Raw genomic sequence first — 25762 nt, 5'->3', positions numbered from 1 at the left:
CGCCGAATTGAGAAGTGGTTCGGATAACCCGAACGCGGACCTTACTCCTCAACGAGGTTGAGACAAATTCGGCCATTGTTTCAATTTTCTGTCAACACGCTTCCGATAACGATGACTTCACTGTTCCCTGTGAAGCAGACTTGCCGTTCAAATTCCAAATAGGCAGAGCATTCCTCCTGGTCAGACACGTCGACGACGAATATTTCGCTAATGATACGCCGACGATTTGACACGATTCCTCGATTGAGAAGCTGAACACGTGCTCGTAACGTGGCTTCGGTTCGAAAGATGGATCACTTCGACAGTGGTTCACATGACTGGAGGAATTCATGGGTATCCCCAATACTTCAGGATCCGCATCACCCGCTTCCCCACCCCAGCCCGATCTCAAGACGGTGCGCAAAGCCGTCGCCGCCTCGGCGCTGGGCAATGCGACCGAATGGTTCGACTACGGTCTCTACGCTGTCTCGGTCACCTATCTCGCGCAGCACTTCTTCCCCGGCGAGCATGCGCAGCTGATGGCGCTGCTGACCTTCGCCGTATCCTTCATCTTCCGCCCCCTCGGCGGAATCATCTGGGGACCGATGGGCGATCGCCTCGGCCGCAAACGCGTTCTGCTCCGCGTCATTCAGGGCTTCTCCTCCGGCGGTGAATACGGCGGTGCCGCCACCTTCATGGCCGAATACGCCCCTGACAACCGGCGCGGATTCTTCGGCAGCTTCCTCGAATTCGGCACCCTGGCAGGTATGGCCGCCGGTTCGCTGTTCGTTCTCCTCCTGCAACTCGGACTGGGCGAGCAGACGATGACGGACTGGGCCTGGAGGATTCCGTTCATCTTCGCCGGAGTCCTCGGCGTCGTCGGTCTCTACCTGCGCAATCAGCTCGATGAATCCCCTGTCTACGAAGAGCTCGACAACAGCGATCAAGACAAGTCGGTCAAGGAAGTCTTCGCGACCCTCTTCGCGAACTGCAAGAAGCAGCTGCTCGTCCTCGGCGGCATGGTCGTCGCGGTCAACGTCGTCAACTACACGCTGCTGTCCTACATGCCCACGTATCCGCAGGACCCGGTCGGCATGAGCCCGAACGCGTCACTGACCGTGATGTTCCTCGCCCAGGCGTTCATGATGATCCTCATCCCCTTCGGCGGAATGCTCTCGGACAAGGTCGGACGCAAGCCGGTCTGGTACTTCTCCCTCATCAGCCTCTTCGTCGCGGCGATTCCGATGTTCATGCTCATGGCCAACGGTTTCGTGTGGGCGCTCATCGGACTCGCTGTGCTCGGAATTCTCTACATTCCGCAGATCTCCACGATTTCCGCGACGTTCCCGGCGATGTTCCCCGGACCTGTGCGCTTCGCCGGATTCGCCATCGCCTACAACGTCTCGACCGCACTGTTCGGCGGCACTGCCCCGTCGATCAGCGATGGACTCATCGGCGCAACCGGAAACACGATCATTCCCGCCTACCTGGTCATGGCGGCATGTGCGATCGGCTTGATCGCCACGATCTTCACGAAGGAGACCAACGGTGCCTCGCTGCGCGGGCGTGGACTTCCGGAGACGGGCGCGGACGTCGTCCTCGACGAATCGGAGCTCGTCAACGACGCGAAATGATCGTCCCCGCCACCGGCGACCACCGCTGAGAGGCACGGTCACTCCAATGAGTCAGACCGGCGTCACTGCATCGTAACTTCCGATGCAGTGTCGCCGGTCTTCTGCGACTGTGTCTGCGTTAGTCTCAGACCATGGTCACGTTGATTCCCGAACAGCCTGATTTCAACGATTCCACCGCCGAGGAGGTCGTGTGGAATGCGCTGCGCCGGCAGCTTCCCGACGGGGTGACGATCATCCACGGCCAACGGCTGACCGGCGATGACAAGGACGTCGAGATCGATCTCCTCATCCTGTGGCCGGGAGTCGGGATCGCCGTCATCGAGGTCAAGGGCGGACGCGTCGACGTCGTCGACGGCAAATGGTTCACCTCCGGTGCCCAGGGAAAGCGCAGCCATCTGCCCGAACCACCTCTCGAGCAGGCGATGATCGCCAAACATACCCTCGTGGCCTATCTGCGCCCGCGGCTTTCCCGTGTTCCCGGGCCGATCAGCCATCTTGCGGTCCTCCCCTACACGGAGCTGCCGAGAAGCTGGGACCAGCCGGATGCGCCGAGAAGGCAACTCGTCGATGGCACCGAGATCGACTCCCTGGCATCGAAGATCGCTGATCAGCTGCGCTTTGACTTCGACCCCGAACGCCACGACCTCACCGCCGGCCACGAATTCGTCTTGAAGAACCTCCGCAGAACGAACCAAGCGGTCGAGAATTTCGCACTCAAAGCCTCCGAGATCTCCCACCGCGCCGATGCCCTCAGCCGTGAACAGGCGAAGCTCATCCGCATCCTCCGCCACCAGAATCGCGCCGAGGTCAGCGGCGGTGCCGGGTCGGGCAAGACCTATCTGGCGCTGCTCAAGGCCAAGGCGCTGACCCAAGAGGGCAAAAAGGTCGCGCTCATGTGCTATTCCCGCGGCCTCGGTCGCTTCCTCCAGCTCCACACGAGTCAATGGCCCGACGAAGACAGACCCGCGTTCGTCGGCCTCTTCCACGACCTGCCCATCAGCTGGGGTGCCCCCACGGGCAGCGACGACGACTCTGACTATTGGGAACGGCGGCTGCCCACGATGCTCAAGGACCTCGCCGATGAGCGTTCGCGCAGAAACCTCTTCGACGCGATCGTCATCGATGAAGGCCAGGACTTCAGCCGGCTGTGGTGGGAGGCGGTGCAGTCGTGTCTGCGCAACCAGTTGGCAGGCACCCTCTACGTCTTCACCGACGAACGCCAGCGGATCTTCGACCGCCAGGGTGAATCACCCATCACGATGAGCCCCATCCAGCTCGACGAGAATCTGCGCAACTCCGCCCAGATCGTCGCCGGCATCGCCGACCTCGCGCTCGAGCCTCCCATCGCCCGCAACGGGCCCGGCGAGGAGATCGAATGGATGGACGTCGACGCCGACTCGGCAGTCGCCGCAGCGGATGGCGTGGTCGAAGCGCTCATGGACAACGGTTGGGTCGCCGGTCAGATCGCACTGCTGACCACCGGTTCGAGGCACCCGGTGCAGAAGGAGATCGTCGAGACCGAGGGAATCGCGGCCTATTGGGACCAATTCTTCGCCGCCGAGGATGTCTTCTACGGCCACGTGCTCGGCTTCAAAGGACTCGAAAGGCCCGCTGTGGTCCTCTGTCTCAACGGATTCAGAGACCGACGGCGGGCCATCGACATGCTCTACGTCGGAATGTCGCGAGCGACGACGAAGCTCATCGTCGTCGGCGATCTGAGCATCTTCGACGAGGTCTACGACAACTGATCGCTCAGCTCGTCACCGACTCCAGCTCCGGATGGAGCAGATGCCATCCGACGCGCAGTACGTCTGGGACTACTCCCCTGCGACCTCGAGGAGGACTTTGCCCATCACTGAGCGGCCGTCGAGTTCATTGATCGCCGAGGATGCCTCGGCCAGGGGGTAGGTCGCGTGGATGCGCGGATTCAGTCTGCCCGCGGAGACGTGATCGAGGACGACCTCCCACTGCTCGTGGATATAGCTCGGGTGACCCCAGGCCGCCCCACCCCAGGCGACGCCGTCGACGGAGATGTTCTTGAGCAACAGTCGGTTGACCTTGATCGAAGGGATCTCGCCGGCGGTGAAGCCGAGAACGAGGAGACGCCCGAACGGAGCGAGCACTCGCGTCGAATCGGTGAAGCGGTCGCCGCCGACAGGGTCGAAGACGATATCGACGCCGCCCGGGAAGGTCTCCTTCGTCGCGTCTTTGAAACCGTCGGCGAAGACGACATGCCTCGCGCCGATCTCACGAACCGCGTCGGCCTTCGCCTCGGTCGAGACGACGGCGACGACGTCGAGTCCCATCGCCGAGCCCAGCTGCACCGTGGCCGAGCCGAGGCCACCCGCAGCACCGTGGACGAGGAGACTCTGGCCCGGCCGGGCATCGGCGCGCACACGCAGCGCGAAGTCAGCAGTGAGCACGTTCATCGGCATACCTGCGGCATCGGCCAGAGAGACCGTGTCCGGCACCTTCACGGTGGCCTCGTCGGCGGCCACAAGGTACTCGGCGAAAGTGCCCGAGCCCGTGATCGCCGCGACCCGATCACCGACGGCGAACCGGGAGTCCGGCCCCGCCTCGGCGACAGTTCCGGACGCTTCGGAACCCAGGGTGAATGGCAGGTCATGCTTGACCTGATACATCCCGCGCGTCTGCAGCAGCTCGGGGAAGGTCACTCCGGCGTAGGCGACCTTGATGAGCACTTGGCCCGGCCCCGGAACCGGACGCTCCACGTCGAGATGCTCTACATCATCGGGCCCGGTCAGAGCAGTGACGCGAATGGCTTTCATAGTTTCCTCGCTAACGTTGTGGCCCACGCGGAACGCTAGAGCTCCGGTGGCGGCGGTCTTCTCACGTCTATCACACCGCGCGGCTATGACCGTGATCACTTTCACGGCTTGACTCCCCCGCCCGGGATGAATACTGTGAACTCTACTGAACGATTGTTCACTCGGGAAGGTCAAGGATGACACAATCACCGGCAGGGTTCGATGTGGACAGCATCGGCAGATGGATCGAGCAGAGATTCGCGATCAGCGACTTCGACGTCGAAGTGATGTCGGTCGGTCGCTCGAATCTCACGTTCACCATCCTCGTCGACAGCAGCCCGCGCTGGGTCCTGCGACGCCCGCCCCTCGGCCACGAAGGCGGCAGTGCTCACAACGTCGCCCGCGAAGGCCGGATCATGGCCGCTCTCAACGACAGCAGCGTTCCGGTGCCGACCGTCCTCGACATCGTCGATGACCCCGAGGTCCTCGACGTGCCCTTCGTGTTCATGGATCACTGCCCCGGGTTCCCGATCAACACACCCACCGAATGGGAGTCCATCCCTGCTGATAACCGCCGCGACTGCGCCTTCGGCATGGTCGACGCACTGGCGGCGATCCATTCCGTCGACGTCGATGCTGTCGGATTGTCCGACCTGCGCCGGCCGGGCGGACTCATCGACCGACAGCTGCGTCGCTGGATCGGGCAGGTCGAGAAGATCGCGATGCGCGAGACCCCGATCATCCATGAGGTCCATGACGTCCTCCGCGAGGCCATGCCCGACCCGGCGGGCTCGCCCGTGGGAATCGCGCACGGGGACTTCAAACCGAACAATCTGATCTTCGGTCCTTCCGGCGCGGTCAACGCCGTCGTCGACTGGGAGCTGACGGCCATCGGTGAGGTGCTCACCGACCTCGGCTATTTCGTCGCGATGCTCACGGTGCCCGAGCAGTACACCAGCATCTGGGTGCCCCGAACCGATGACGGCTTCCCGACCACAGACGAACTCATCGACCGCTACCAGGAAGTCAGCGGTCACGAAGTCCACGATGTCGGCTACTACTCGGCGTTTGCGATGTGGAAGCTCGCCTGCATCCGTGAAGGCGTCTACACACGGCTGGCGACAGGAAAGATGGGTGACCTCGATCTCGACCCGGACGAGGCCGGAGCCGGTGTCGAAGACCTCGCTCGCCAAGCACTCGACCTGCTGGAGAGATCATGACCTCGCCTCTGACCGGCAAGCGCGCGGTGGTCACGGGGGCCGCAGGCGGCATCGGCGCAGCACTGGCCGCTGAGCTCATCGACCGCGGGGCCGCCGTCGTCCTCGCCGACCTCTCCCCCACGGTCGACGACACAGCCGCTGAACTCGGCACATCGGCATTCGCGTGGACCGGGGATGTGTCCTCGGTCGAGGGAATCGGTGCGCTCATCGACTTCGCCGACGACTGCCTCGGCGGGATCGATCTGTACTTCGCCAATGCTGGGATCATCGGGCCGGCGATGCTCGGTGAGGACGACGCGGACTGGGACTCGATCATCGACGTCAATATGCGCGCTCATATCCGGGCCGCTCAGGCGCTCGTCCCTCGCTGGCAGGAAGCCGGGTCCGGATATTTCGTCGCCACCGCCTCGGCGGCGGGCCTGCTCACGCAGATCGGTTCGGCCGCCTACTCGGTGACCAAGCACGCTTCGGTCGGATTCGCCGAATGGCTGGCCATGACCTACCGCGACGACGGAATCCGCGCCTCGGTGGTCTGCCCGATGGGAGTGAACACGAATCTGCTCGACGACGCCGGACCCGCCGGCGGCGCCGCCCAGAAGGCCGTGACCTCAGCCGGGACCGTCCTGGAACCCGCCGAGGTGGCCGCCATCGTTCTCGACGCCGTTGAGAACGAGCAGTTCCTCATCCTGCCGCACCCCGAAGTGCTCGAGATGTACCGGATGAAAGGCAGCGACTACGACCGCTGGCTGCGCGGAATGTCCCGATACCAAGCCCGACTCAGTGAACAGTGACACCGAGCCCCACCAGCGGGTGAGACTCGCCTGAGACCAGACCTCACAGCAGTGTGAGACCCACCGAGAAGCAAGGAGCCCACGTGTTGGAAATCAGCGAACGTGGACGTGAGTATCAGCAGCGTCTGAACGCGTTCATGGACGAATTCGTCTACCCGGCCGAGCCGGTCTACGCCGAGCAGATGGCCGCGGCGGCCAGCCCCCACACACAGCCGCAGATCCTCGAAGACCTCAAAGCCGAAGCGAAGAGGCAGGGCCTGTGGAACCTCTTCCACCCGCACCCGAAATGGGGGCCCGGGCTGACGAACCTCGAATACGCTCCATTGGCCGAGATCACCGGGCGCAGCCTGGAGATCGCCCCGGAAGCGATCAACTGCAATGCGCCGGACACCGGCAATATGGAGGTCTTCACGGTCTTCGGCACGGAAGAGCACAAGGAGAAGTACCTGCGGCCCCTGCTCGAAGGCGAGATCGCTTCGGCGTTTGCGATGACGGAGCCGGCCGTGGCCAGCTCCGATGCGACGAACGTCGAGATGAGCATGGAACGCACCGACGACGGGTTCGTGCTCAACGGCCGCAAGTGGTTTGCGTCGAACGCGATGCATCCGAACTGCCGAGTGCTCATCGTCATGGGCAAGACCGATCCCACCGCCGAGGTGCACCGTCAGCAGTCGATGCTCGTCGTGCCGATCGATGCCGCCGGAGTCACCGTTGTGCGCAACCTGCCCGTGTACGGCTACGCCGACCGGGAGGGCCATGCCGAGATCATCTTCGAGAACGTGCTCGTGCCGTTCAAGGACATTCTCAAGGGTGAAGGCGAAGGCTTCGCCATCAGTCAGGCGCGCCTGGGTCCGGGACGCATCCACCACTGCATGCGTGCCATCGGAGCCGCCGAGCGGGCGCTCGAACTCATGGTCAAGCGCGCAGAATCTCGCGTGACTTTCGGTGAGAAGCTGTCGAATCGGGCGAACATCCAAGACTGGATCGCCGAGTCCCGGATCGAGATCGATCAGGCTCGGCTGCTGACCCTGCACGCCGCGGACATGATGGACAAGTACGGCAACAAAGTGGCGAAGAACGAGATCGCTGAGATCAAGGTCGTCGCACCGACGATGGCGCTGAAGGTCATCGATCGGGCGGTTCAGGTCCATGGCGGCGGCGGAGTCACCGAGGACTTCCCGCTGGCCCGGATGTGGGCGCATATGCGCACCCTGCGTCTGGCCGATGGGCCGGACGAAGTGCACAAACGCTCCATCGCCCGCAATGAGATCAGGAAATACCGCGGCTGAGGTCGGCTCTTCCGCGATACAGTGATAACCCACCGGGCCCGCACCAGTGTGCACGGGCCCGGTACCGCCTGCGAAAGGATGTTCAATGACGAACAATTGGTTTGAGGATCGCCCATGGATCACCACCTTGGGTGATCTCGCTCAGGAGCCCTATGTGCTGCCGGAATCGACGCCCTTGGCCGACCTGGCCGCCACAGTCGACGCCCGTGGCGACGAGGAGGGCATCACCTACTACGGATTCACCCTGACCTGGGCGGAGTTCGACCGCTGGTCGACGGCTTTCGCTGCCTTCCTCTCGGCCCACGGGATCAAGCCCGGCGACCGTGTCGGCATCTATGACCAGAACACCCCCGCGTTCGTGATCGCCACCTACGGGATCTGGAAGGCCGGAGGCACCGTCGTCCCCCTCAACCCCATGTACCGCGGCGAGCTCGAGCACATCTTCGCCGACTCCGAAGTCAAGGGACTCATCGTCTCTCAGGCCGCCTATCTCGATCGGGTCAAGGACTATACGGCAGACGTGCCACTCGTCGTGCTCAGCGACGACCGAAGCTTCCAGACGGCCGGCCCCGAAGCGATCTACGCAATGTTCGACTCGCTTCCGCGGTTCGACGAGCTGCCGCCGGCCGAGGGACGCTTTGCATTCGCAGACGCGGTGCAGAGCAATCTCGATGCCGACTTCACCCCGCACTCCCCCGCCCCTTCGGACCTCGGGCTCATCGCCTACACGTCCGGCACCTCGGGGCGGTCGAAGGGAGCGGCAGCCACACATGCGAATATCTCGAGCAATTCGCGCTACTGCCTGCGCAACCCGGTACTGGGCCCCGGCGACGGCTACGTCTCACTGGCGCCGCTGTTCCACATCACCGGATTCATCTGCCAATTCCTTGCCGCTGTCGCCGGCGGCGCCCGTCTCATCCTCAACTACCGTTTCGAGCCCGGTTCGCTCATCGCCCTGTGCGAACGGGAGAAGCCTGCATACATGGCCGGCCCGGCCACGATCTACACAGCGATGATGGCCCACCCGGATTTCAGCGCCGAGAAGTTCGCTTCCTTCAAATCGCTCATGTCCGGCGGTGCAGCGCTACCCGAGGGGCTGGTGAATAAGTTCGAACAACGTGCCGAAATCTATGTCGGTCAGGGCTACGGCCTGTCGGAGACCTGCGCTCAGGTCGCCACCGTGCCGCACGGATTCCAGGCCCCGGTCGACCCGGACAGCGGGAACCTCGCCTGCGGTCTGCCGCAGGCAGACGTGATGATCCGCATCCTCGATGATGACGGTCAGCCGGTGGGGCCCGGGGACGTCGGGGAAGTTGCGATCTCCGGACCTCAGGTGGTCTCCAGCTACCTCAACAACCCGCAGGCAACGGCCGAGCAGATCCCGAACGGCGAGCTGCACACCGGCGATGTGGAGTTCATGAATGAGGACGGGTGGCTGTTCATCGTCGACCGGAAGAAGGACATGATCAATGCCTCGGGCTTCAAGGTGTGGCCGCGTGAGGTCGAGGATGTGCTCTACACTCACCCGGCGGTGCAGGAGGCCGCTGTCGTGGGCATCCCCGATGACTACCGGGGAGAGGATGTGGCGGCCTTCGTCACGCTGCAGCCCGCCGGCGAGGCGACCGCAGAGGAGATCATCGCCTTCTGCCGACAGAGGCTCGCCTCCTACAAGGCTCCGCACCGGGTGACGTTCATCGATCAGCTGCCGAAGACGAGTTCCGGTAAGATCCTGCGGCGGACCATCCGCGCCGATGCCGTCGAAGCCGCCCAGGCGGCCCGAGCAGCGGCGGGTCCCGCCGACTGAAGGCAGCCGCCTCGAGTCGCGGACGATTCGTGCCGGATTTTCAGCAGAATTCGACACGGATCGTCCGCAACTCGATCATTCGGGTCGCGTCAGCGTCCGTCAGGGGACGGGTGATGCCGGGTAGTTGTCTGCTTCGCTGACGATTTCCGGAGTCTGGTCGGCTTCCTCGACGATGCTTGCCATCTCCCAGCGGCCATGGACCGGGCAACGCTGGAAGCGGTAGGCACCGAAGCGGATCGATTTGAATGAAACCAGAGGAATCCAACGAGTGCGGTAGTGTCCGCCGCCGGAGCAGCGGACGATGACTTCATCGGCATACGTCTTCTCGCTCATCACCTCAGGCTACTGCATGGTGCCTTAACGACGCCGAAGCGGGACGCTGAGGTTCAGTTCAGGCTGACGGTTTCGGCACCGCCGATGGAGGCAAAGCGGTCGGGCTGACAGGTGAGCAGGATGACCTGGGACTTGCGCCCGACATTGCCGAGGATGACGTTGAGCGCAGCCAGACGCTGCTCATCGGAGAAACCGAAGGCATCGTCGAGGATGACCGGGGCACCGGAGTCACTGTCGACGAGCGTGGCCACGGCGAGGCGGCCGATGAGCGCCAGCTGTTCCTTCGTCCCGCCCGAGAGCGCCTCGAAGGCGACGGTGCGCCCGTGGAGCGTGCGAGAGACGATTTCGAGATTCTCGGAGATCTCCACCGACAGCCCCTGCCCGAAGATCACTCTCCCCAGCTTCTCGATCGCCTCCTTGAACGGGGCGACGTACCTCCGCTGAGCCTCTTCCTTATGGGTGAGCACGGTCTCGCGCAGCAGTCGGATCGCGTTCGCCTGTCGCTGCAGACGGGAGAGCCGCGAACGCAGAGATTCCAAGGATTGCTCTGCGGCTTTGAGCTTGTCGTAGATGCCTTCGGCGGCACGATCGTCGATGAGTGCCGAGAGCTGGTCGACCTCTTGCCGGTCCTTCTCCTGCTGCTTCTGCTTGCTCTCGACGAGCTGGCGAGCGTTCTGCAGTCGCATCTCCAGGGTCTCGGGGTCGGCGGCCTCGTACTTCGAGCGTGCGGCCGCGGCCTCGTCTTCCACTTGCGTCAGCGTCTCCGCAGCAGCAGTCAGGGCTGCGTCGAGTGACTCATCGGAGTTCGCTTCCCTGTCCGTGCTGAGCCGGGTGCTGAGGTTCTGCAGCGTCGTCGCGGCCTGCTCACGCGTCGACTGCGCACGCACGGCCGCCACACGTGCCTCATCCCGGTCAGCACGGATGCGGTCGAGTGCGGTCCTGGCCGTCTCGACCTGAGCAGTCGCGTCGTCGACGACTGCCGTCGTCGATTCGACCCTGTCCTCGAGATCGTCGATCGACGCGACGGAACCGCTCGGATCAGCCGAGTCCCCCGCCACATGTTCGGCTCGACTCAGTGCGGCATCGAGTCCGTCGCGGTCGTCGTCTCCGATGAGCACGCGAAGAGTCGATGTGGCCTCGGCCAGCACAGCCTCGGCGTCGGTGCGCACTTCGCTGCGTTCGCGTGCTTCGTCGAGGGTGGTCACGCCGAGGCGGCCGAGTTCGGCGTCGAGACGGGACCGTGCGGATTCGAGTGCCCGGTCGAGTTCGGCCGGAGACTGTCCGGGGCGAACGGTGATGTCGACAACGGAGTCGATATGGATCTGCAGGTCCGTGGTGACCGCGAATTCCTCGGCCACGTCCTTCGGCACATCGGTTCCGTCGATGCACACTGTGGTGTCGCCGAGGCGACGGGCGATGATCTGGGCGGCAGCTGAGGTCTTCGCGTTCTGCGCAATGCGCAGCTCGGTGAACAGTCCTGCGAGTTTCTCCACGTCTTTCGCGGTCACAGTGATCGACCCGATCGTCGCTCTCGCTTCGGCGCCTCTGCGCTCCTGCTCGCGGATGTCGGTCAGCCTCTTCCGCAGAGCGTCGACCTGACTGCGAGCGCGAGTCCGAGCGAGATCGGCGGCTGCAGTCTTCGCCTCGTCCTGAGCGGTGGCGAGTTCGGCCTGTCTGGCCCCGAGGCTCTTCTGCGCCTCGGCAAGGGACGAGTCCTCTTCCCGCTGTGCGGTCGTGACCTTCTCGAGCGTATCGTCGGCAGTCTTGACCGCTCGTTCAGCAGCAGTCACCTCGGTGATGAGTGCCCGGCGACGGTCTAGCGCCTCCTCGGCACGCTGGCGTTCTCTCTGCGCGGCGCTTGCGCGTTCGAGCGCACGGTCGAGTTCGGTCTTGAGCCCGGACACAGCCTGCACGGCTGCCTCAGCGTCTTTGCGTTCGGTCACGGCCGACTCCAGTTGGGCACGCACACCCTTCAGCCGCTCAGTTGCTCGAGCATGTCGGTCGACGAGCGCGTCCATGTCGGCGCTGCGAGCCACCAAATCACGATACTGTTCTTCGGCGGCGGGAAGCTGCTCGGTGAGTCTGCGCAGCTCACCTGTCTCCTTGCCTTTGGCCGTGAAGAACCTCAGAAATTCGGATTCGACCCGATCGAGGAAGACATCGTGGTCGGCCGGCTCTTCCCCAGCATCGCCCAGAGCTCCGTGCAGGGCCTTGATCTCAGCCAAGGACGCCTGGTCGAGGCTGCGGCCCTGAGCGACGTCGAGGGCGTCGAGCAGGTCGACGTCGACGGTTTCGTCGAGGATCGCCAAGAACCTCTCATGCGCTTCGCTGCCGCTGAGCTGTTCGGGCACGGGCGCGAGGACGCTCAGCTCGGTGAAGGGCTGTTTGATCCAGCGTTTGCTGTAGCGGAGTTCGTAGTCCCCGGTGCTCAGATGCAGTTCGACCTGCGGGCCGACGTCGGAGCCGACCGGTTGAGTGTCTTTGACACTGGCCTTGCGAGAGCTGTCCTTGTCCTCGCGCAGCTGAGTGATGGCCTGATGGATCGAGGACTTCCCGACCTCGTTCGGACCTTCGACGATCGTCACCCCGGAACTGAAGTCGACGGTTGCGTCGGTGATGGCGCGGTAGTCGGTGAGGCGGATGGAATGGAGTCTCATGAACCGCTCCTGGCGAATCGAAAGAGCAGACCGAGTGCGTCTTGGGCCGTAACTGCTGAGTCGTCGTCTGCTGTGGCTCGTGCGGAGAGCTCGTCGAGGGTCTCCTGCAGGTATCCGCTCAGTCCGAGATCGGCGAAGTCGTCGTCGGCAGCGACGACAGCCAAGTCCATGTGCCGCTCCCAGAGGGAAACGAGCGCGAACAGGTCGGAGAAGTGGTCGAGCTGTTCATCGAGGCGGGCCTTCGCCGCCGTCGGCAGAGTGCCGCGCAGGACCAGCCACACCGCTGTGCGGTCCTTGTCCGGAACGGCATTCATCCGCTCTTCGAACGCGGCGACATCCTCGGCGGAGTTGAGGTCGGCTTCGATGACGGTGAAAGCCCATGTGCCGACATGGACCTTCTCGACCTCGGCCCGGTGGGTGTCGGCATCGATGTCGACGACGAGCACATTGCCCGGATCGGTCTCACGTCGAGAGGTCACCTCCGGTGCTCCCGGGTACCAGATGCGGTCGGCGACTTCGTAGGTCGCGTGCCGGTCACCGAGCGCGACGAACTGGACGCGATCCTCACGGAGCAGAGCCTGCAGATGGTCGGTGTCGATGGTGGCCAGCGACTCCCGGTCAGGGTCGAGGACGCTCACGGCTCCGTGGCCGGCGATGATGCGGATGTCACGGTCGGCCACCTCGGCGAGGTCATTCGTCGCTGCGGCGACGAGATCCCCCTGGGGATGCTTGGAGAACCAAGGGGCGCCGACGATGTCGACCCCGGGGACGACGGTGAACGGATCGCTGCTGCGCAGGACGTGCACATGGGAGGGCACTTGCGAGGAGAAAGCCTGAGAATCGTAGATCGACGCGGCGTCCAAGGGGTCGTGATTGCCGGGAAGCAAAACGACAGGGACCGTGAACGCGTTGAGAACTTCGAAGGTGCGGGCGATGATGGCACGATCGAGCTGGTTCGTTTCGAACACGTCTCCGCAGGCGAGGACGAACTCTGCGTTCTGCTCGGCGGCGAGCGCACCGATGCGGGCCACGGCGTCGAGGCGGGCACGGTGGAATCTCGGGCGCGCCTCTTCGCTGAGGTAGTGCGCGGTCATGCCCAGCTGCCAGTCCCCCGTGGCGATGAATCTCATCTGCTCCTCCTAGTCTCGTTCCCATCCTACGGTCGCGGGTTCACCCTATCGGCAGCCACTGACGTGAGTGATCTGCACCACATATATGCCCTCAGATCAGAACTTAGGTTAGGCTAAGCATTTGTGAACGCGATTGCACTGACTGCCACCGGCCTCAGCCTGGGCTACGACCGCACCGAGGTCGTCCACGACGTGAGCCTGACGATCGTCCCGGGACGGGTGACCGCCCTACTCGGACCCAACGGGTCGGGCAAGTCGACCGTCCTGCGGTCGTTGGCCCGGCTGCACCCGATCGCCTCGGGCGATGTCGTCATCACCGAGGCTGATGCCGACACTCCGGCAAGCACTCTCACGGCCAGAGAATTCGCCCGGTTCGTCACCCTGCTGTCCCAGTCACGCCCGCACCCGTCGGGACTGAGCCTCCGTGAGATCGTCACCTTCGGCCGCCACCCGCACCGCAAGCGCTTCGCCGGGCTCACCGACGCCGATCGCGCTGCCATCGATCGCGCTCTCGTGCTCACCGGCACCATGACGATGGCCGACCGCCCGGTCGACCAGCTCTCCGGCGGCGAACTCCAACGCGCATGGTTGGCGACCTGCTTGGCTCAGGACACCGGTGTGCTGCTGCTCGACGAACCGACGAACCATCTTGACCTTCGCTACCAGGCAGAGATCCTCGACCTCATGCGCGAACTCGCCGTTGACCACGACATCGCCGTCGGCGTCGTCCTCCATGATCTCGACCATGCCGCCACCGTCGCTGACCACGTGGTCCTGCTCGAGCAGGGCCGCATCCGCTCGGCCGGCACCTGCGAGGACGTCTTCACCGCCGAGACGCTCAGCGAAGTCTACGGACTGCCCATCGCGACACGCATCGATGCCGACACCGGATTGGTCCGGGTCGAGGCTCTCCACCGACGGACCCGCCGCCCGGCCGCAGCCCTCTGAGCGCCCATCACCCTCGCCGCTGTTCACACCCCGTCCTCTGACGTACACACTCCGATATCGCACCAGCCCAGACCCGATCGCTGATCGGCCCACAGAAAGAAGACCATGACCACAACTCCTCTGTCGCGCACCTCGTTCGCCGCCTTCGCATCGGCGACGGCGGTCTGCGCACTCGCCCTGACTGGGTGCGGGACGACCGACACCGACGCTCCCGCCGATGCGAAGTCACAGACCTCGGCCTCATGCGCGGACGACTCGAGCACCACCTCGGCGGATCCGGTCACGGTCATCGACGACACCGGTCACGAGATCGAACTGGACAAGCCGGCAGCAAAGGTCGTCTCGCTCGAATGGCAGTACACCGAGGATCTCCTCTCCCTCTGCGTCGACCCCGCCGCCGTCGCGGACGCGAAGGGCTTCACCACCTGGGACACAGCAGAGAAGCTGCCCGACTCCACCACCGACGTCGGCACGCGCCAGGAACCCAATGTCGAGTCGATCCTGTCGGCCGATCCGGATCTCGTCATCATCGAAACGACGAACCGCAAGGACAAGATCGTCGGTCAGCTCGAGGACCATGGAATCCCCGTGATGGCGATGGCCGGCGCCGACGGCAAGGATCCCGTCAAGTACATGAAGGACACGTTCACCACCGTCGCCGAGGCGACCGGTCGCACCGAACGCGCCGAAACCGTCTTGGGCGACTTCGATGCGAAGCTCGACGAATCGAAGAAGGCCATCGCCGAGGCGGACCCAGCGACCACCGAATTCGTCTACTTCGACGGCTGAGTCAATGGTTCGAATGTGGCGCTGCGCCCCTTCGGTCAGGGATCGCTTATCGGCGAGCTCGGTGAGGAGTTGGGCTTGAAGAACGCGTGGACCGGTGAGGTCGACCCCGCGTACGGACTCGGCCAGACCGATATCGAAGGCATCTCGAAGGTCGGTGACGCGAACTTCTTCTACACCGGGACCGAGGACCCCGAGTCCGAGGACTATGTGGAGCTGCTGAAGAAGAACGACATCTGGGCGAACATCCCCGCCGTCAAGGACGACCGAACCACGGCCTTCCCCGCAGGGATCTGGACCTTCGGCGGACCCAAGTCGTCCGAACAGGCCCTCGACGCATACGTCGACGCACTGACCAAGTAGACCGTGGCATCTCCCCTGACCCGCCCGAGCGCCTCCCAGCAGACGAGCGCGGCACCGGAACCGACCGAGGTTCCCGTCCGCGGTCGCGGTCTCGTCGGCGTCCTGTCGACCTTCGCCGCTCTCCTCGGACTCGTCGCCGTCCTCCTCATCGTCTCCGCATGGCATATCACGCAGGGGACCTCGGGGATCGGTGTCCCAGAGCTGTTCACGGCCGCGACCGGTACCCTCTCCCCCGCCGAGGATGGTCCCAGTGCCCGTGACATCCTGCTGGGATCCCGGCTGCCGCGCGTGGGGGCGGGCATCCTCGTCGGCATCGCCTTGGGCGTTGCCGGCGCCCTGTTCCAGTCGCTGGCACGCAACCCTTTGGCTTCGCCGGACACGCTGGCGGTCACCGGCGGTGCGTACTTCGCCGTCACCGTGGTCACCGCCTTCGGCATTGCGATTCCGCTCTGGGCCTCGGGCGGGGTCGCCTTCCTCGGCGGTCTGCTCGCCGCAGCCCTGGTCCTCGGCCTGGCTGGAGGCGCAGGTGCCTCGACGACTCGGCTCGTGCTGGCGGGCACGGCCACGGCGATGGCGCTGCAGGCGGGGACGTCGACTCTGCTCATCCTCTTCGCCGAAGAGACGACGAGTCTCTTCTCCTGGGGCTCGGGCACTCTCAACCAGCTCGACGGCACTGCGGCCCTGCGCAGCATTCCGGTCATCGCCGTCATCGCCGGCGCCGCGATTCTGCTGTCGAGGCGGCTGGATCTGCTCGGTCTCGGCGATGATGCCGCCTCGGTGCTCGGAGTTCCGGTCAGGTCGACCCGGGCCATCGGGATCCTGCTGGCCGTCATGCTCACCGCCACTGCGGTGACCCTGGCCGGGCCGATCGGCTTCGTCGGTCTCTGCGCTCCGGTCATCACCAGGCTGTTGGCCCGCGTGGTACCGGGCCTCGGCCGTCATGCCGTGCTCTTTCCGGCCGCCGGTCTCATCGGCGCGATCATCGCCATCGTCGCCGATGCCCTGCTGCGCGCCATCGTCGGCGCCACCGAGGCGATCACCCTGCCGTCGGGTGTGACGACGACCGTGCTCGGGGCGCTCGTCCTCGTCCTGCTGGCGCGGTCGATGCGCACTGCATCAAAGGCGGCGACCACCTCGGCGGCGAATTCGACGGTGGTCGGTCCTCGACGGGCCGGCCTCGTCATCGTCACCGGCACCGTCGTTCTCGTCGCCGTCGCCGTGATCGGTCTGCTCACCGGGGAACGGTTCTACCTCCTCGGCGATATGCTGCTGTGGTTCCAGGACCGGGCGGCACCCGTCATCGACTTCGCCTTCGATTCCCGGGCGCCACGGGTCGCGGCTGCCCTGGCGGCCGGTGCTGCGCTCGGACTCTCCGGCACCCTCGTCCAAGCCAGTGCACGCAACCCTCTGGCAGAGCCCGGCCTGCTCGGCATCACCGGTGGAGCCGGACTGGGAGCCGTCATCGTCGTCACCCTTATCCCCGGCGCCGGGGTCGGTCTCGTCTCCGCAGTCGGCATCGTCAGCGCCCTGGTCGCCTTCGCCATCGTCTACGGGCTGTCGTGGCGGGGCGGGATGAATACGGATCGTCTCGTCCTCATCGGCATCGGCCTGTGGTTCGGTTTCACCGCGCTGACCACACTGTTCCTCGTCCGTGCGAATCCCTGGGACACGCCTGCCCTCTTCACGTGGCTGTCCGGATCGACGTACGGACGGACGTGGGCCGACATCGCACCGGTCGCCCTCACCCTGCTCGTCGCCGTACCGTTGGCGTTCGTGTGGACGCGCGAGCTCGACCTGCTCGCCCTTGATGATGACACCCCACGGCTGGTCGGAGTTCCGCGTGAACCGGTGCGCCTGGCGGTGCTCATCACCGCTGCCGTGCTCGCAGCGGTGAGCGTATCGGCTGTCGGCGTCGTCGGATTCATCGGTCTCGTCGCCCCGCACGCTGCCCGCGCTCTGGTCGGCGCCCGTCATATCCGGGTCGTGCCCACGGCGATGCTGCTCGGATCCGTGGGCCTCGTCGTCGCCGACGCCGTGGGGCGCACGGTCATCGCTCCGGCGCAGATCCCGGCCGGTCTCATCGTCGCCCTCATCGGCGCCCCGTACTTCGTCTACCTGCTTGCACGCACCCGCGCCTGAGCATCAGCCCTCAATTGCCCACGCGGCCGCGTGCTCGCGGATGAAATCGCGCAGGCGCTCGACGACGCGGCCAGGCCGGCGCACGGCCGAACACAGGGCGATCTCACGCACGTATTCGGCCCCGTCCAGGGCCACCTCGGTGATTCCGTCGACCGGACGCACCGCGGGCGGAATCAGCGCCACACCCATTCCGCGGCCGACGAATTCGCGGATCGTCGAGAATTCGGTGACCTCGATCTTCACCTCCGGATCGAATCCGCTCGCCCGACACCACCGGTCGGTCAGCGCCCGCAGATTGTAGCTCGCAGGAGTGGCAATGAACTCCTCGTCGGCCAGCCTCTCCAGGGTGATGCTGCGAACGCCTGCCAACGGGTGCACACCGGGCAGGGCCGCGATGATCGTCTGCCGCGCGAGCACCTCGTGGTTGACCTCGGCCGGAGGCGGAATGATGATCGCCAGATCAAGGGTGCCTCTCTGCAGATCAGCGACGAGCTCGGCACCGTGGGCCTGTTTGAGATCGAGTCGGATCCCGGGATGAGCACGATTGAACGCCGCGAGCAGATCGGGTACCTCACCGGCACCCATCGTCAGCGGAAAGCCGAACCGGATCGTTCCGTGCTCGGGGTCGGCCGCCTCGGCGAGATCGACCAGCGCCGCATCGATCTCCGTCAGCGGGGCACGCACCGCGGCCACGAGATCCAGTGCCGCCGTCGTCAGACCGATGGCGCGCCCGCGCGGGACGGTCAACGGCACGCCGAGGTGGCTCTCGAGGGCGTGGATGCGTCGGCTCATCGTGGACTGGGGTATGCCGAGGGCGGCGGCGGCCTCGGTCAGATGCCCGCCCTGATCAGCCAGTTCGACCAGTTCGCGAAGTGCCGTCAGCGGAGCCGTGCGGGAATCCGATGGTCGTTCCATATTCGGATCATACAGATCCGATCGCTCATTGGACGGATGATTCCTGTCGGCGCATGGTGAGAATATGACTGCGAACCCCCAGCACACCAACCAGCTGCCGGATGCCGATGTCGTCCTCGTCGGTGCGGGCATCATGTCAGCGACTCTGAGCTCGATGCTGACCCTGCTCGATCCTGATCTGCGGATCCTTGTCCTGGAGAAAGCCGAGGACATCGCCGGCGAGAGCAGCGACCCGTGGAACAATGCCGGCACCGGGCATTCGGGGTACTGCGAGCTCAACTACATGCCCGATCCGGCAGACGCGGCGAAGCCTGCCGAGATCGCCGGGCAGTTCCACCTCACCAGGCAGTGGTGGGCCCATCTCGTCCGACTCGGGCTCCTCGACCCGGCGGACTTCGTCCGTTCGGCCCCGCACATGAACCTCGTCTTCGGCGACACAGACGTCGCCTACCTGCGCCACCGAGTGGACACCCTCAAAGCCGATCCGCTGTTCTCAGAAATGGAATACACGGAGGACCCGGACACCATCGCCCTGTGGGCTCCGCTGACGATGGAGGGACGCGTCGACAGCGACGAACCCATGGCGGCGGCGCGGCATCCGCGCGGCACCGACGTCGATTTCGGGGCGCTGTCCTCTCAGCTGCTGAGGATCGGGTCCACCGAGGTGCGCACGGGTCACGCAGTGACCGGGATCGAATCGCGCGAATCGGGCTGGACGGTCAGCGGTTCGACGCCGACGGGACCATTTGCCGTGCACGCCAAGACCGTGTTCGTCGGGGCGGGCGGTTTCGCGCTGCGGCTCCTGCAGAAGGCGAAGATCCCCGAAGTCCGCGGCTATGCGGTTCTGCCGGTCGGTGCCGCCTTCTACCGGTGCTCGACGCCGTCGGTCGTCGCCCGGCATGATGCGAAGGTCTATGGTCAGGCCGACGTGGGTGCCCCGCCGATGTCGGTGCCGCATCTGGATCGCAGAGTCGTCGACGGCAGGGAGCATCTGCTGTTCGGCCCGTATGCGACCTTCAGCACGAAGCTGCTCAAGCACGGTCGCCTCTCGGATTTCTTCACGACCGTCCGGCCGGGCAACCTCCACGTCATTGCGGCGGCCGGTCTGCAGAACCTCAGCCTCGTGTCATTCCTCGTCAAGGAGCTTGCGGCCAGCCCATCGCGGAAGTTCACGCAGCTGCGTCGCTATGTCCCGTCGGCCCGACGCAACGAGTGGACCCTGCTGCCGGCCGGGCAGAGAGCGCAGCTGGTCAAACCGGATCCGAAGAGGATCGGCGTCCTGCAGCAGGGCACCGAACTCGTCGTGTCCGCCGACGGTTCGATCGCAGGCCTCCTCGGCGCCTCACCCGGAGCATCCACGGCGGTGCCGATCATGTTCGACCTGCTCGCGCAGGCCTTCCCCGCCCAGTGGCACGGCGGCTGGAAGTCACAGATCACCGAGGCGGTCCCCGACCTCGACCGCACCGACTGGACCGCCGAGGCGGTCGCCCGCTCCCAGAGCGACACCGACGAGGCGCTCGGGCTGTCCCCGGTCAGCCTCGCGTGACCCGCGCGGACTTCCGCTGCGCGTATTCGGCGGGCGCATGATGAGGACGGCGACGGCCGACAGAAGCCGCAGATCAGGAGCCTCATCTCGCCGGTCGAGACGTTGGCGGAAATGCACAATGGAATTCAGCCATCTTTGTGGCAGGTTGAATTGCATGGTGGGCATTTCAACTCTAGTGTGACTTACAACACTTACTGTTAGGGAGATCACACATGAGGCGTCTGACCCGCAATTTCGTCGCAATCTGCTCCACCCTCGCACTGACCGCTGGGCTCGCTGCCTGCGGCGGCGGCGGCTCCGACGAAGCCGGCGGTGCCGGCGACACGATCGTGGCCGAGACCGCCTTCAACCTCAAGACGATCGACCCCCATCGACAATTCGAGTTCACCGGTTCGACGATCGACAACGCCATCTACCAGACGGCCCTCGAGTTCGAGGACGGTGACCTCACCAAGCCGACCGACGGACTCTGCTCGTACGAGATGTCCGAGGACGACAAGGAGATGACGCTGACCCTCAAGGACGAGGACGCGAAATTCTCCAACGGCGATCCCGTCACCGCCGACGACATCGTCTTCTCCTTCGAACGTCTTCAGGGCATCAAAGGCAACCCCTCCTTCTTCCTCGACGGAGTCAAGGTGAAGAAGGTCGACGACAAGACGGTCACGCTCACCAGCGCAGAACCCAACCCCGCACTGCCCTACATCCTCCCCAACTCCTCGATCGGCATCGTCAATTCGAAGGTCGTCAAGGAGAACGAGGGAACCACGGACGAGAACGACGGTGCCGAACAGTTCCTCAATGAGAACTCCCAGGGCTCGGGACCGTACAAGGTGGAGAAGTACGACGCCGACAGCCAGGTCGTGCTGACCGCGAACGAGCACTACAACGGTCCCGAACCGAAGTACAAGCGAGTGGTGCTGCGCAATGTCTCCGCCGAGACGCAGCTGACCGATATCCAGTCGGGTCAGGCGCAGGTCGCCTTCGACCTCAACGCCGATCAGGCGAAGCAGATCGATGAGTCGATGGGCAAGATCTCCAGCCTGCCCTCGACTCGCAGCCTCTACATCTTCAACAACACGAATGAGAAGATCGGCGGCCCAGCAGCAGACCCGGACTTCCGCAAGGCCGTCATGGCGGCGATCGACTACGACAAGCTCACCGACCTCGCCGGTAAGGGATCGCAGCGGATGGCCAGCCTCGTACCGAACGAGTTCGTCGGTGCCGTCCCGAAGGACCAAGCACCCGAACGCGACCTCGCAAAGGCGAAGAAGCTGCTGAAGAAGGCCGGCTACGACGGTGAGAAGGTTCCCTTCCACTACTCGAGTGACCAGGCCGTCAACGGAGTCGACCTCGCGCAGCTCGCCGAGACCCTGCAGGCACAGCTGAAGGAGGCCGATATCAACCTCGACCTCAAGCCGGCCCCGAGCTCGACTCAGCTCGACGGCTTCCGCTCGGCCAAACAGCCGATGGGCATCGGAACCTGGGGCGCGGACTTCCCCGATCCGACGAACTACAACGTCTTCATTCCCGGCGGCGACGTCGCCGATCGCGTGAACTGGAAGGACGACCCGAAGCTGAAGAAACTTGCGGACGAAGCGGCCGAGGCGAAGGGCGATGCCCGCGACGCCGCCTACGCGAAGCTGTTCAAGGCGACCACCGACACCGCGGTGTGGATCCCGCTCGTCCAGCCGGTCAGCACCATCGCCGTCGGTTCGGGCATCACGAAATTCGTGTCCAACGCCGACGTCTCGTTCGACTTCGCAAAGGCAGAGTGAGGATGGCGGAAGCCACCACAGCGCCGCACGATGCTCCTGCCGCGTCCGTCTCTGGTGAGGCGGACGCGGCGCAGCGGATCAAACCGCCGAAGCTCCACCCGCTCCTCCGATTCATCCTCATCCGGATCGGGATCTCGATCATCCTGATCTGGGGCGTGACCGTGGTGACGTTCCTGCTCACCAACCTCGTGCCCACCGACCCGGTCGCGGCCATCCTCGGCGACCGGGCGGCAGCAGATCCGGAGATCGTCGCGCAGACACGGGAGAAGCTCGGCCTCGACCAGCCGCTCCTCGTCCAGTACTTCACCTACCTGGGCAATCTGCTCCAAGGAGATCTGGGCGTCTCCAACCAGACCCGCACGCCCGTGCTCGCCTCGATCGGTCAGGTCTTCCCCGCATCGATCGAACTCGGCATCGGAGCGATTCTCATCTCCGTCCTCCTCGGACTGCTGCTCGGTCTGCTCAGCGCTCTCAAACAGAACAGCATCGTCGACCACGCGATCCGCACCCTCAGCCTCATCGGCATCTCGGCGCCGACGTTCTGGATCGCCACCGTCGCCTACTTCGTGTTCTTCTTCCAGCTGCGAATCGTCCCCGGCGCCGGACGACTCGACCCCTGGATCACCCCGCCGCCGAAGGTGACAGGCCTCTACACCGTCGACTCCCTCTTGGCGGGACAGATGGCGACATTCGCCAACGCTCTGGGCCACCTCGTTCTGCCCTCGTGCGTTCTCGCTCTCTTCACCATCGGTCTGCTCACCCGGTTCAGCCGCTCCAGCGTTCTCGACATCATCCGGCTCGACTACGTCACTGCGGCCAAGGCGAAGGGCCTGCCGGCACGGACAGTGGTCTTCAAATACATCTTCCGCGGCGCCTTGGTCCCGATCATCACCGTCGTCGGTCTGGCGTTCGGTTCTCTGCTCTCCGGTGCGGTGCTGACCGAAACCGTCTTCGCCTGGAACGGACTCGGCCAATACGCCTACCGCGGGGCAACCACATTGGACCTGCCTGTCATCATGGGTGTGGGCCTCGTCATCGGCATCGTCTACATCCTCGTGAACTTCATCGTCGACCTGATCTACGGCTTCGTGGATCCGAGAGTGAGGGTGAGATGAGCATCAGCACCCCGAAACAGCCCACCAATGCCCCCATCACCGAGGCGGCCCGCCGCGATCCCGTCGACCCCGGACGGAAGAGGTGGCAGATCCGCTTCCCGAAGGCCCTGCGCACTCCGCTGGGATTCGTGGGGGCCGGGATCCTCGTGATCTGGCTGATCGTGGCGATCTTCGCACCGCTGCTGGCCCCGTTCGATCCTCTGGCGCAGAACTTCCCGCGGCTGTCGGCTCCCAACGGTGAGAATCTTCTCGGCACCGACACACTGGGTCGGGACGTGCTCTCCCGCATCCTCGTCGCCGCCCGCACCACCCTGCCTGCCGCGGTGTTCGTCGTCATCTGTTCGGCACTGCTGGGCTCGGTGCTGGGCGCCATCGCCGGATACTTCGGTCGAGCTGTCGACGAGATCATCATGCGCATCGCCGATCTCGTGTTCGCCTTCCCCACCATCATCCTCGCCATGGTCATCGCAGCCGCCCTCGGACCGGGGCTGAAGAACGCGATCATCGCGATCCTGCTCGTCTCGTGGCCGTCCTACGCCCGTGTCACCAGATCGCTGGTGATGACGGCGCGCGGCAGCGAGTACGTCATCGCCGGACGCCTGCTCGGATTCAGTGCGGGCCGATCACTGGCCCGCGAAATCGCACCGAACGTCATCTCCCCAGTCGTTGTGCTCGCCACCCTCGATGTCGGTTCGGCGATCCTCACGATGGCCGGTCTGTCGTTCCTGTCTCTCGGCGCCGTTCCGCCGACGCCGGACTGGGGCGCGATGATCAGCGAAGGAGTCTCTCAGTTCGCGGCCTGGTGGATCGCGTTCTTCCCCGGACTCTGCATCCTCACCATCGTCATGGCATTCAATTTCATCGGCGACAGTCTGCGCGATACTCTCGACCCGCATACCTCCCAGGAAGTCGGTGAGACGACCTCATGAGCATGATCAGCATCAGAGACCTCAATCTGTCGGTCACCTCAGGGAAGAAGACCACTCATATCCTCAAGGACGTCTCCTTCGACCTCGAAGCAGGTCGCATCACAGGCGTCGCGGGTGCATCCGGGTCCGGCAAGACCCAGACCGGCTTGGCGATCATGGGACTCTCCCCCACAGGCGCGGAGCTGAGCGGAAGCATCGACTTCGATGGAGTCGAACTGGTGGGAATGCCTGCCAAACAGCACAACCGCCTGCGCGGAGTGCAGCTGTCGATGGTCTTCCAGGATCCGGCCTCAGCATTCCATCCCATGCTCACCGTCGGCGACCAGATCACCGATCACCTTCGACACCACCAGAAGGTATCGAAGAAAGCTGCCCTGGCCAAAGCCGTCGCGATACTCGGCCGAACCAGAGTTCCGCACCCGGAAGAAGCGGTGAAGAAATACCCCCACCAGTTCTCCGGCGGACAGCTGCAGCGAATTGCTTTCGCCTCAGCGATCATCTGCGACCCGAAGGTCCTCATCGCCGACGAACCGACTACAGCACTCGATGTCACCGTTCAGGCAGGCATTCTCCGCCTGCTGCGTGAACTCTGCGACGATCTCGACCTCGCTGTGCTCCTGGTTACCCACGATTTCGGGGTGCTGTCCTCGGTCGCGGACACCATCGTCGTCATGAAGAACGGCGTCGTCGTCGAAACCGGTGAACGGGAGGCAGTCATCACCGCTCCTCAACACGAATACACGCGTTCGCTCATCGAATCGCTGCCAGGAGCGGAGGTCTCCCCATGACGTCGATCGGCCAGGCCCCGGCCGCCGCCACCGCTCACTCCCCCGCAGCAGGTGCTCCGCTCCTCGAACTCGATTCCGTGGCATGCGAATACAAACTCGACGGCGGCGGCCGCTTCCGCGCCGTCAACGGAGTGTCTCTGCAACTGGGTCGCTCGGAGGTGCTCGGGCTCGTCGGCGAATCCGGCTGCGGCAAATCGACGCTGGCCAAACTCATCTGCGGGCTGGAGAAGCCGGCAGACGGCGCCATCACCTTCGACGGCCATCCGGTCAGGGCGCTCGCGCTGAAGAAGAGAGCGAAGGAACTGCTCGGCATTCAGATGGTCTTCCAGAACCCCTACGCGTCGCTCAATCCGCGCAGGCGGATCCGCGACCAGCTCGACGATGCGCTGGCCCTCAACCCTGACGGCACGTGGACCGTCGAATCGCTGTTGGAAGCCGTGGACCTGCCGGCCGACTCCGAACAGCGCTATTCGCATTCGTTCTCCGGTGGACAGAGGCAGCGCATCGCCATCGCTCGTGCCCTGGCTGCAGGTCCGAAAGTGCTCGTCGGTGATGAACCCATCGCCTCACTCGATGCGTTCCTCCAAGCGCGGATCGCTCGCATGATGCGCGACCTCGCCATCGACTCCGGCGCCTCGATGATCTTCATCAGCCACGATCTCTCGGTCGTTCGCGATATCGCAGACAGGGTCGCAGTGATGGAAGCCGGCCGCATCGTCGAAGTCGCTCCGACCGACCAGATCTGGAATGAACCGCAGCACCCGTACACGAAGAAGCTGCTGGCCGCCATCCCCAAGGTCGATGGTAAGGGAATCATCCCGGGCAACGACTGACCGAACAAGCCGATAAC

Annotated in this window: 21 protein-coding genes; 16 read left to right on the top strand and 5 right to left on the bottom strand. The window is 64.6% G+C overall.

Translation table 11 applies throughout. The features are described 5' to 3' along the window. Nucleotides 1-329 precede the first annotated feature (329 nt). Nucleotides 330-1613 carry an MFS transporter gene (locus CXR29_RS06030; protein ID WP_127364137.1) on the top strand — a complete coding sequence of 428 codons (1284 nt, stop codon included), beginning with the start codon at nt 330-332 and terminating at the stop codon, nt 1611-1613. A gap of 131 nt (nt 1614-1744) precedes the next feature. Then, a complete protein-coding gene (locus CXR29_RS06025) occupies nt 1745-3361 on the top strand; it encodes a nuclease-related domain-containing DEAD/DEAH box helicase (RefSeq protein ID WP_127364136.1) in 1617 nt (538 codons plus the stop codon). Between the two features lie 69 nt (nt 3362-3430). On the opposite strand, the gene CXR29_RS06020 is transcribed toward CXR29_RS06025, so the two are convergent. Then, entirely contained in the window at nt 3431-4402 is a 972-nt protein-coding gene (locus tag CXR29_RS06020; RefSeq protein ID WP_127364135.1) for an NADPH:quinone oxidoreductase family protein, read from the bottom strand. A 176-nt stretch (nt 4403-4578) separates the two neighbouring features. Here CXR29_RS06020 and CXR29_RS06015 point away from each other — a divergent pair, with 176 nt between their 5' ends. The 4 genes from CXR29_RS06015 to CXR29_RS06000 all read left to right on the top strand — a co-directional run bounded on the left by CXR29_RS06015 (nt 4579) and on the right by CXR29_RS06000 (nt 9485). Then, the gene (locus tag CXR29_RS06015) at nt 4579-5601 is read left to right on the top strand and encodes a phosphotransferase family protein (protein ID WP_101555124.1); all 1023 of its coding nucleotides are present in this window, start codon (nt 4579-4581) and stop codon (nt 5599-5601) included. Next, a complete protein-coding gene (locus tag CXR29_RS06010; RefSeq protein WP_101555123.1) occupies nt 5598-6392 on the top strand; it encodes an SDR family oxidoreductase in 795 nt (264 codons plus the stop codon). The genes CXR29_RS06015 and CXR29_RS06010 overlap by 4 nt, the downstream gene beginning before the upstream one ends. 83 nt (nt 6393-6475) lie before the next feature. Beyond that, complete coding sequence (locus CXR29_RS06005; RefSeq protein WP_101555122.1) at nt 6476-7681, top strand: acyl-CoA dehydrogenase family protein; 1206 nt, start codon at nt 6476-6478, stop codon at nt 7679-7681. 85 nt (nt 7682-7766) lie between these two features. Beyond that, nucleotides 7767-9485 carry a class I adenylate-forming enzyme family protein gene (locus CXR29_RS06000; RefSeq protein ID WP_127364134.1) on the top strand — a complete coding sequence of 573 codons (1719 nt, stop codon included), beginning with the start codon at nt 7767-7769 and terminating at the stop codon, nt 9483-9485. A 99-nt stretch (nt 9486-9584) separates the two neighbouring features. Here the strand turns inward: CXR29_RS06000 and CXR29_RS05995 are convergent, their stop codons facing one another. From CXR29_RS05995 to CXR29_RS05985, 3 genes are read right to left on the bottom strand one after another with little or no spacing between them, the layout of a single operon-like run. After that, the gene (locus tag CXR29_RS05995) at nt 9585-9818 is read right to left on the bottom strand and encodes a hypothetical protein (RefSeq protein WP_101555120.1); all 234 of its coding nucleotides are present in this window, start codon (nt 9816-9818) and stop codon (nt 9585-9587) included. A 53-nt stretch (nt 9819-9871) separates the two neighbouring features. Continuing rightward, the gene (locus CXR29_RS05990; protein ID WP_127364133.1) at nt 9872-12475 is read right to left on the bottom strand and encodes an AAA family ATPase; all 2604 of its coding nucleotides are present in this window, start codon (nt 12473-12475) and stop codon (nt 9872-9874) included. Further along, complete coding sequence (locus CXR29_RS05985) at nt 12472-13605, bottom strand: metallophosphoesterase family protein (RefSeq protein WP_127364132.1); 1134 nt, start codon at nt 13603-13605, stop codon at nt 12472-12474. The genes CXR29_RS05990 and CXR29_RS05985 overlap by 4 nt, the downstream gene beginning before the upstream one ends. Nucleotides 13606-13728: 123 nt before the next feature. Here CXR29_RS05985 and CXR29_RS05980 point away from each other — a divergent pair, with 123 nt between their 5' ends. The 4 genes from CXR29_RS05980 (at nt 13729) to CXR29_RS05970 (ending at nt 17841) form a co-directional block, all read left to right on the top strand. Further along, complete coding sequence (locus tag CXR29_RS05980) at nt 13729-14553, top strand: ABC transporter ATP-binding protein (protein ID WP_164742783.1); 825 nt, start codon at nt 13729-13731, stop codon at nt 14551-14553. Between the two features lie 105 nt (nt 14554-14658). Continuing rightward, nucleotides 14659-15342, top strand: a complete 684-nt coding sequence (locus CXR29_RS05975; protein WP_241241610.1) for an ABC transporter substrate-binding protein — start codon at nt 14659-14661, stop codon at nt 15340-15342. Nucleotides 15343-15357: 15 nt separating this feature from the next. Continuing rightward, nucleotides 15358-15702: a TroA family protein gene (locus tag CXR29_RS17610; protein ID WP_241241609.1), complete on the top strand. Its 345-nt coding sequence runs from the start codon at nt 15358-15360 to the stop codon at nt 15700-15702. 3 nt (nt 15703-15705) lie between these two features. Continuing rightward, nucleotides 15706-17841 carry an iron ABC transporter permease gene (locus CXR29_RS05970; protein WP_170286902.1) on the top strand — a complete coding sequence of 712 codons (2136 nt, stop codon included), beginning with the start codon at nt 15706-15708 and terminating at the stop codon, nt 17839-17841. A 3-nt stretch (nt 17842-17844) separates the two neighbouring features. Here the strand turns inward: CXR29_RS05970 and CXR29_RS05965 are convergent, their stop codons facing one another. Beyond that, nucleotides 17845-18756 (bottom strand): LysR family transcriptional regulator, encoded by a 912-nt coding sequence (locus CXR29_RS05965; protein ID WP_127364131.1) that lies wholly within the window; start codon nt 18754-18756, stop codon nt 17845-17847. A gap of 64 nt (nt 18757-18820) precedes the next feature. Here CXR29_RS05965 and CXR29_RS05960 point away from each other — a divergent pair, with 64 nt between their 5' ends. The 6 genes from CXR29_RS05960 (at nt 18821) to CXR29_RS05935 (ending at nt 25745) form a co-directional block, all read left to right on the top strand. After that, the gene (locus tag CXR29_RS05960; RefSeq protein ID WP_127364130.1) at nt 18821-20302 is read left to right on the top strand and encodes a malate:quinone oxidoreductase; all 1482 of its coding nucleotides are present in this window, start codon (nt 18821-18823) and stop codon (nt 20300-20302) included. Nucleotides 20303-20514: 212 nt separating this feature from the next. Next, entirely contained in the window at nt 20515-22080 is a 1566-nt protein-coding gene (locus CXR29_RS05955; RefSeq protein WP_127364129.1) for an ABC transporter substrate-binding protein, read from the top strand. A gap of 2 nt (nt 22081-22082) precedes the next feature. Further along, nucleotides 22083-23195, top strand: coding sequence for an ABC transporter permease (locus CXR29_RS05950; RefSeq protein WP_241241608.1), 1113 nt, complete (start codon nt 22083-22085; stop codon nt 23193-23195). Then, nucleotides 23192-24124 carry an ABC transporter permease gene (locus tag CXR29_RS05945; RefSeq protein WP_127364128.1) on the top strand — a complete coding sequence of 311 codons (933 nt, stop codon included), beginning with the start codon at nt 23192-23194 and terminating at the stop codon, nt 24122-24124. The genes CXR29_RS05950 and CXR29_RS05945 overlap by 4 nt, the downstream gene beginning before the upstream one ends. Then, nucleotides 24121-24912 carry an ABC transporter ATP-binding protein gene (locus CXR29_RS05940; protein WP_127364127.1) on the top strand — a complete coding sequence of 264 codons (792 nt, stop codon included), beginning with the start codon at nt 24121-24123 and terminating at the stop codon, nt 24910-24912. Before CXR29_RS05945 ends, CXR29_RS05940 begins: the two co-directional genes overlap by 4 nt. Further along, nucleotides 24909-25745 carry an ABC transporter ATP-binding protein gene (locus tag CXR29_RS05935; protein WP_127364126.1) on the top strand — a complete coding sequence of 279 codons (837 nt, stop codon included), beginning with the start codon at nt 24909-24911 and terminating at the stop codon, nt 25743-25745. Before CXR29_RS05940 ends, CXR29_RS05935 begins: the two co-directional genes overlap by 4 nt. Nucleotides 25746-25762 lie beyond the last annotated feature (17 nt).

This window comes from Brevibacterium linens (genome assembly GCF_003999335.1).
Lineage (GTDB): Bacteria > Actinomycetota > Actinomycetes > Actinomycetales > Brevibacteriaceae > Brevibacterium > Brevibacterium linens.
The sequence above is the reverse complement of the archived record's forward strand: the minus strand, read 5'-3'. Positions and strand labels throughout refer to the sequence as shown.

Bases quoted from the DNA above. Each gene is read 5' to 3' on its own strand.
- CXR29_RS06030 (WP_127364137.1), top strand. From the start codon at position 330: ATGGGTATCCCCAATACTTCAGGATCCGCATCACCCGCTTCCCCACCC.
- CXR29_RS06025 (WP_127364136.1), top strand. From the start codon at position 1,745: ATGGTCACGTTGATTCCCGAACAGCCTGATTTCAACGATTCCACCGCC.
- CXR29_RS06020 (WP_127364135.1), bottom strand. From the start codon at position 4,402: ATGAAAGCCATTCGCGTCACTGCTCTGACCGGGCCCGATGATGTAGAG.
- CXR29_RS06015 (WP_101555124.1), top strand. From the start codon at position 4,579: ATGACACAATCACCGGCAGGGTTCGATGTGGACAGCATCGGCAGATGG.
- CXR29_RS06010 (WP_101555123.1), top strand. From the start codon at position 5,598: ATGACCTCGCCTCTGACCGGCAAGCGCGCGGTGGTCACGGGGGCCGCA.
- CXR29_RS06000 (WP_127364134.1), top strand. From the start codon at position 7,767: ATGACGAACAATTGGTTTGAGGATCGCCCATGGATCACCACCTTGGGT.
- CXR29_RS05995 (WP_101555120.1), bottom strand. From the start codon at position 9,818: ATGAGCGAGAAGACGTATGCCGATGAAGTCATCGTCCGCTGCTCCGGC.
- CXR29_RS05990 (WP_127364133.1), bottom strand. From the start codon at position 12,475: ATGAGACTCCATTCCATCCGCCTCACCGACTACCGCGCCATCACCGAC.
- CXR29_RS05985 (WP_127364132.1), bottom strand. From the start codon at position 13,605: ATGAGATTCATCGCCACGGGGGACTGGCAGCTGGGCATGACCGCGCAC.
- CXR29_RS05975 (WP_241241610.1), top strand. From the start codon at position 14,659: ATGACCACAACTCCTCTGTCGCGCACCTCGTTCGCCGCCTTCGCATCG.
- CXR29_RS05965 (WP_127364131.1), bottom strand. From the start codon at position 18,756: ATGGAACGACCATCGGATTCCCGCACGGCTCCGCTGACGGCACTTCGC.
- CXR29_RS05960 (WP_127364130.1), top strand. From the start codon at position 18,821: ATGACTGCGAACCCCCAGCACACCAACCAGCTGCCGGATGCCGATGTC.
- CXR29_RS05955 (WP_127364129.1), top strand. From the start codon at position 20,515: ATGAGGCGTCTGACCCGCAATTTCGTCGCAATCTGCTCCACCCTCGCA.
- CXR29_RS05950 (WP_241241608.1), top strand. From the start codon at position 22,083: ATGGCGGAAGCCACCACAGCGCCGCACGATGCTCCTGCCGCGTCCGTC.
- CXR29_RS05945 (WP_127364128.1), top strand. From the start codon at position 23,192: ATGAGCATCAGCACCCCGAAACAGCCCACCAATGCCCCCATCACCGAG.
- CXR29_RS05940 (WP_127364127.1), top strand. From the start codon at position 24,121: ATGAGCATGATCAGCATCAGAGACCTCAATCTGTCGGTCACCTCAGGG.
- CXR29_RS05935 (WP_127364126.1), top strand. From the start codon at position 24,909: ATGACGTCGATCGGCCAGGCCCCGGCCGCCGCCACCGCTCACTCCCCC.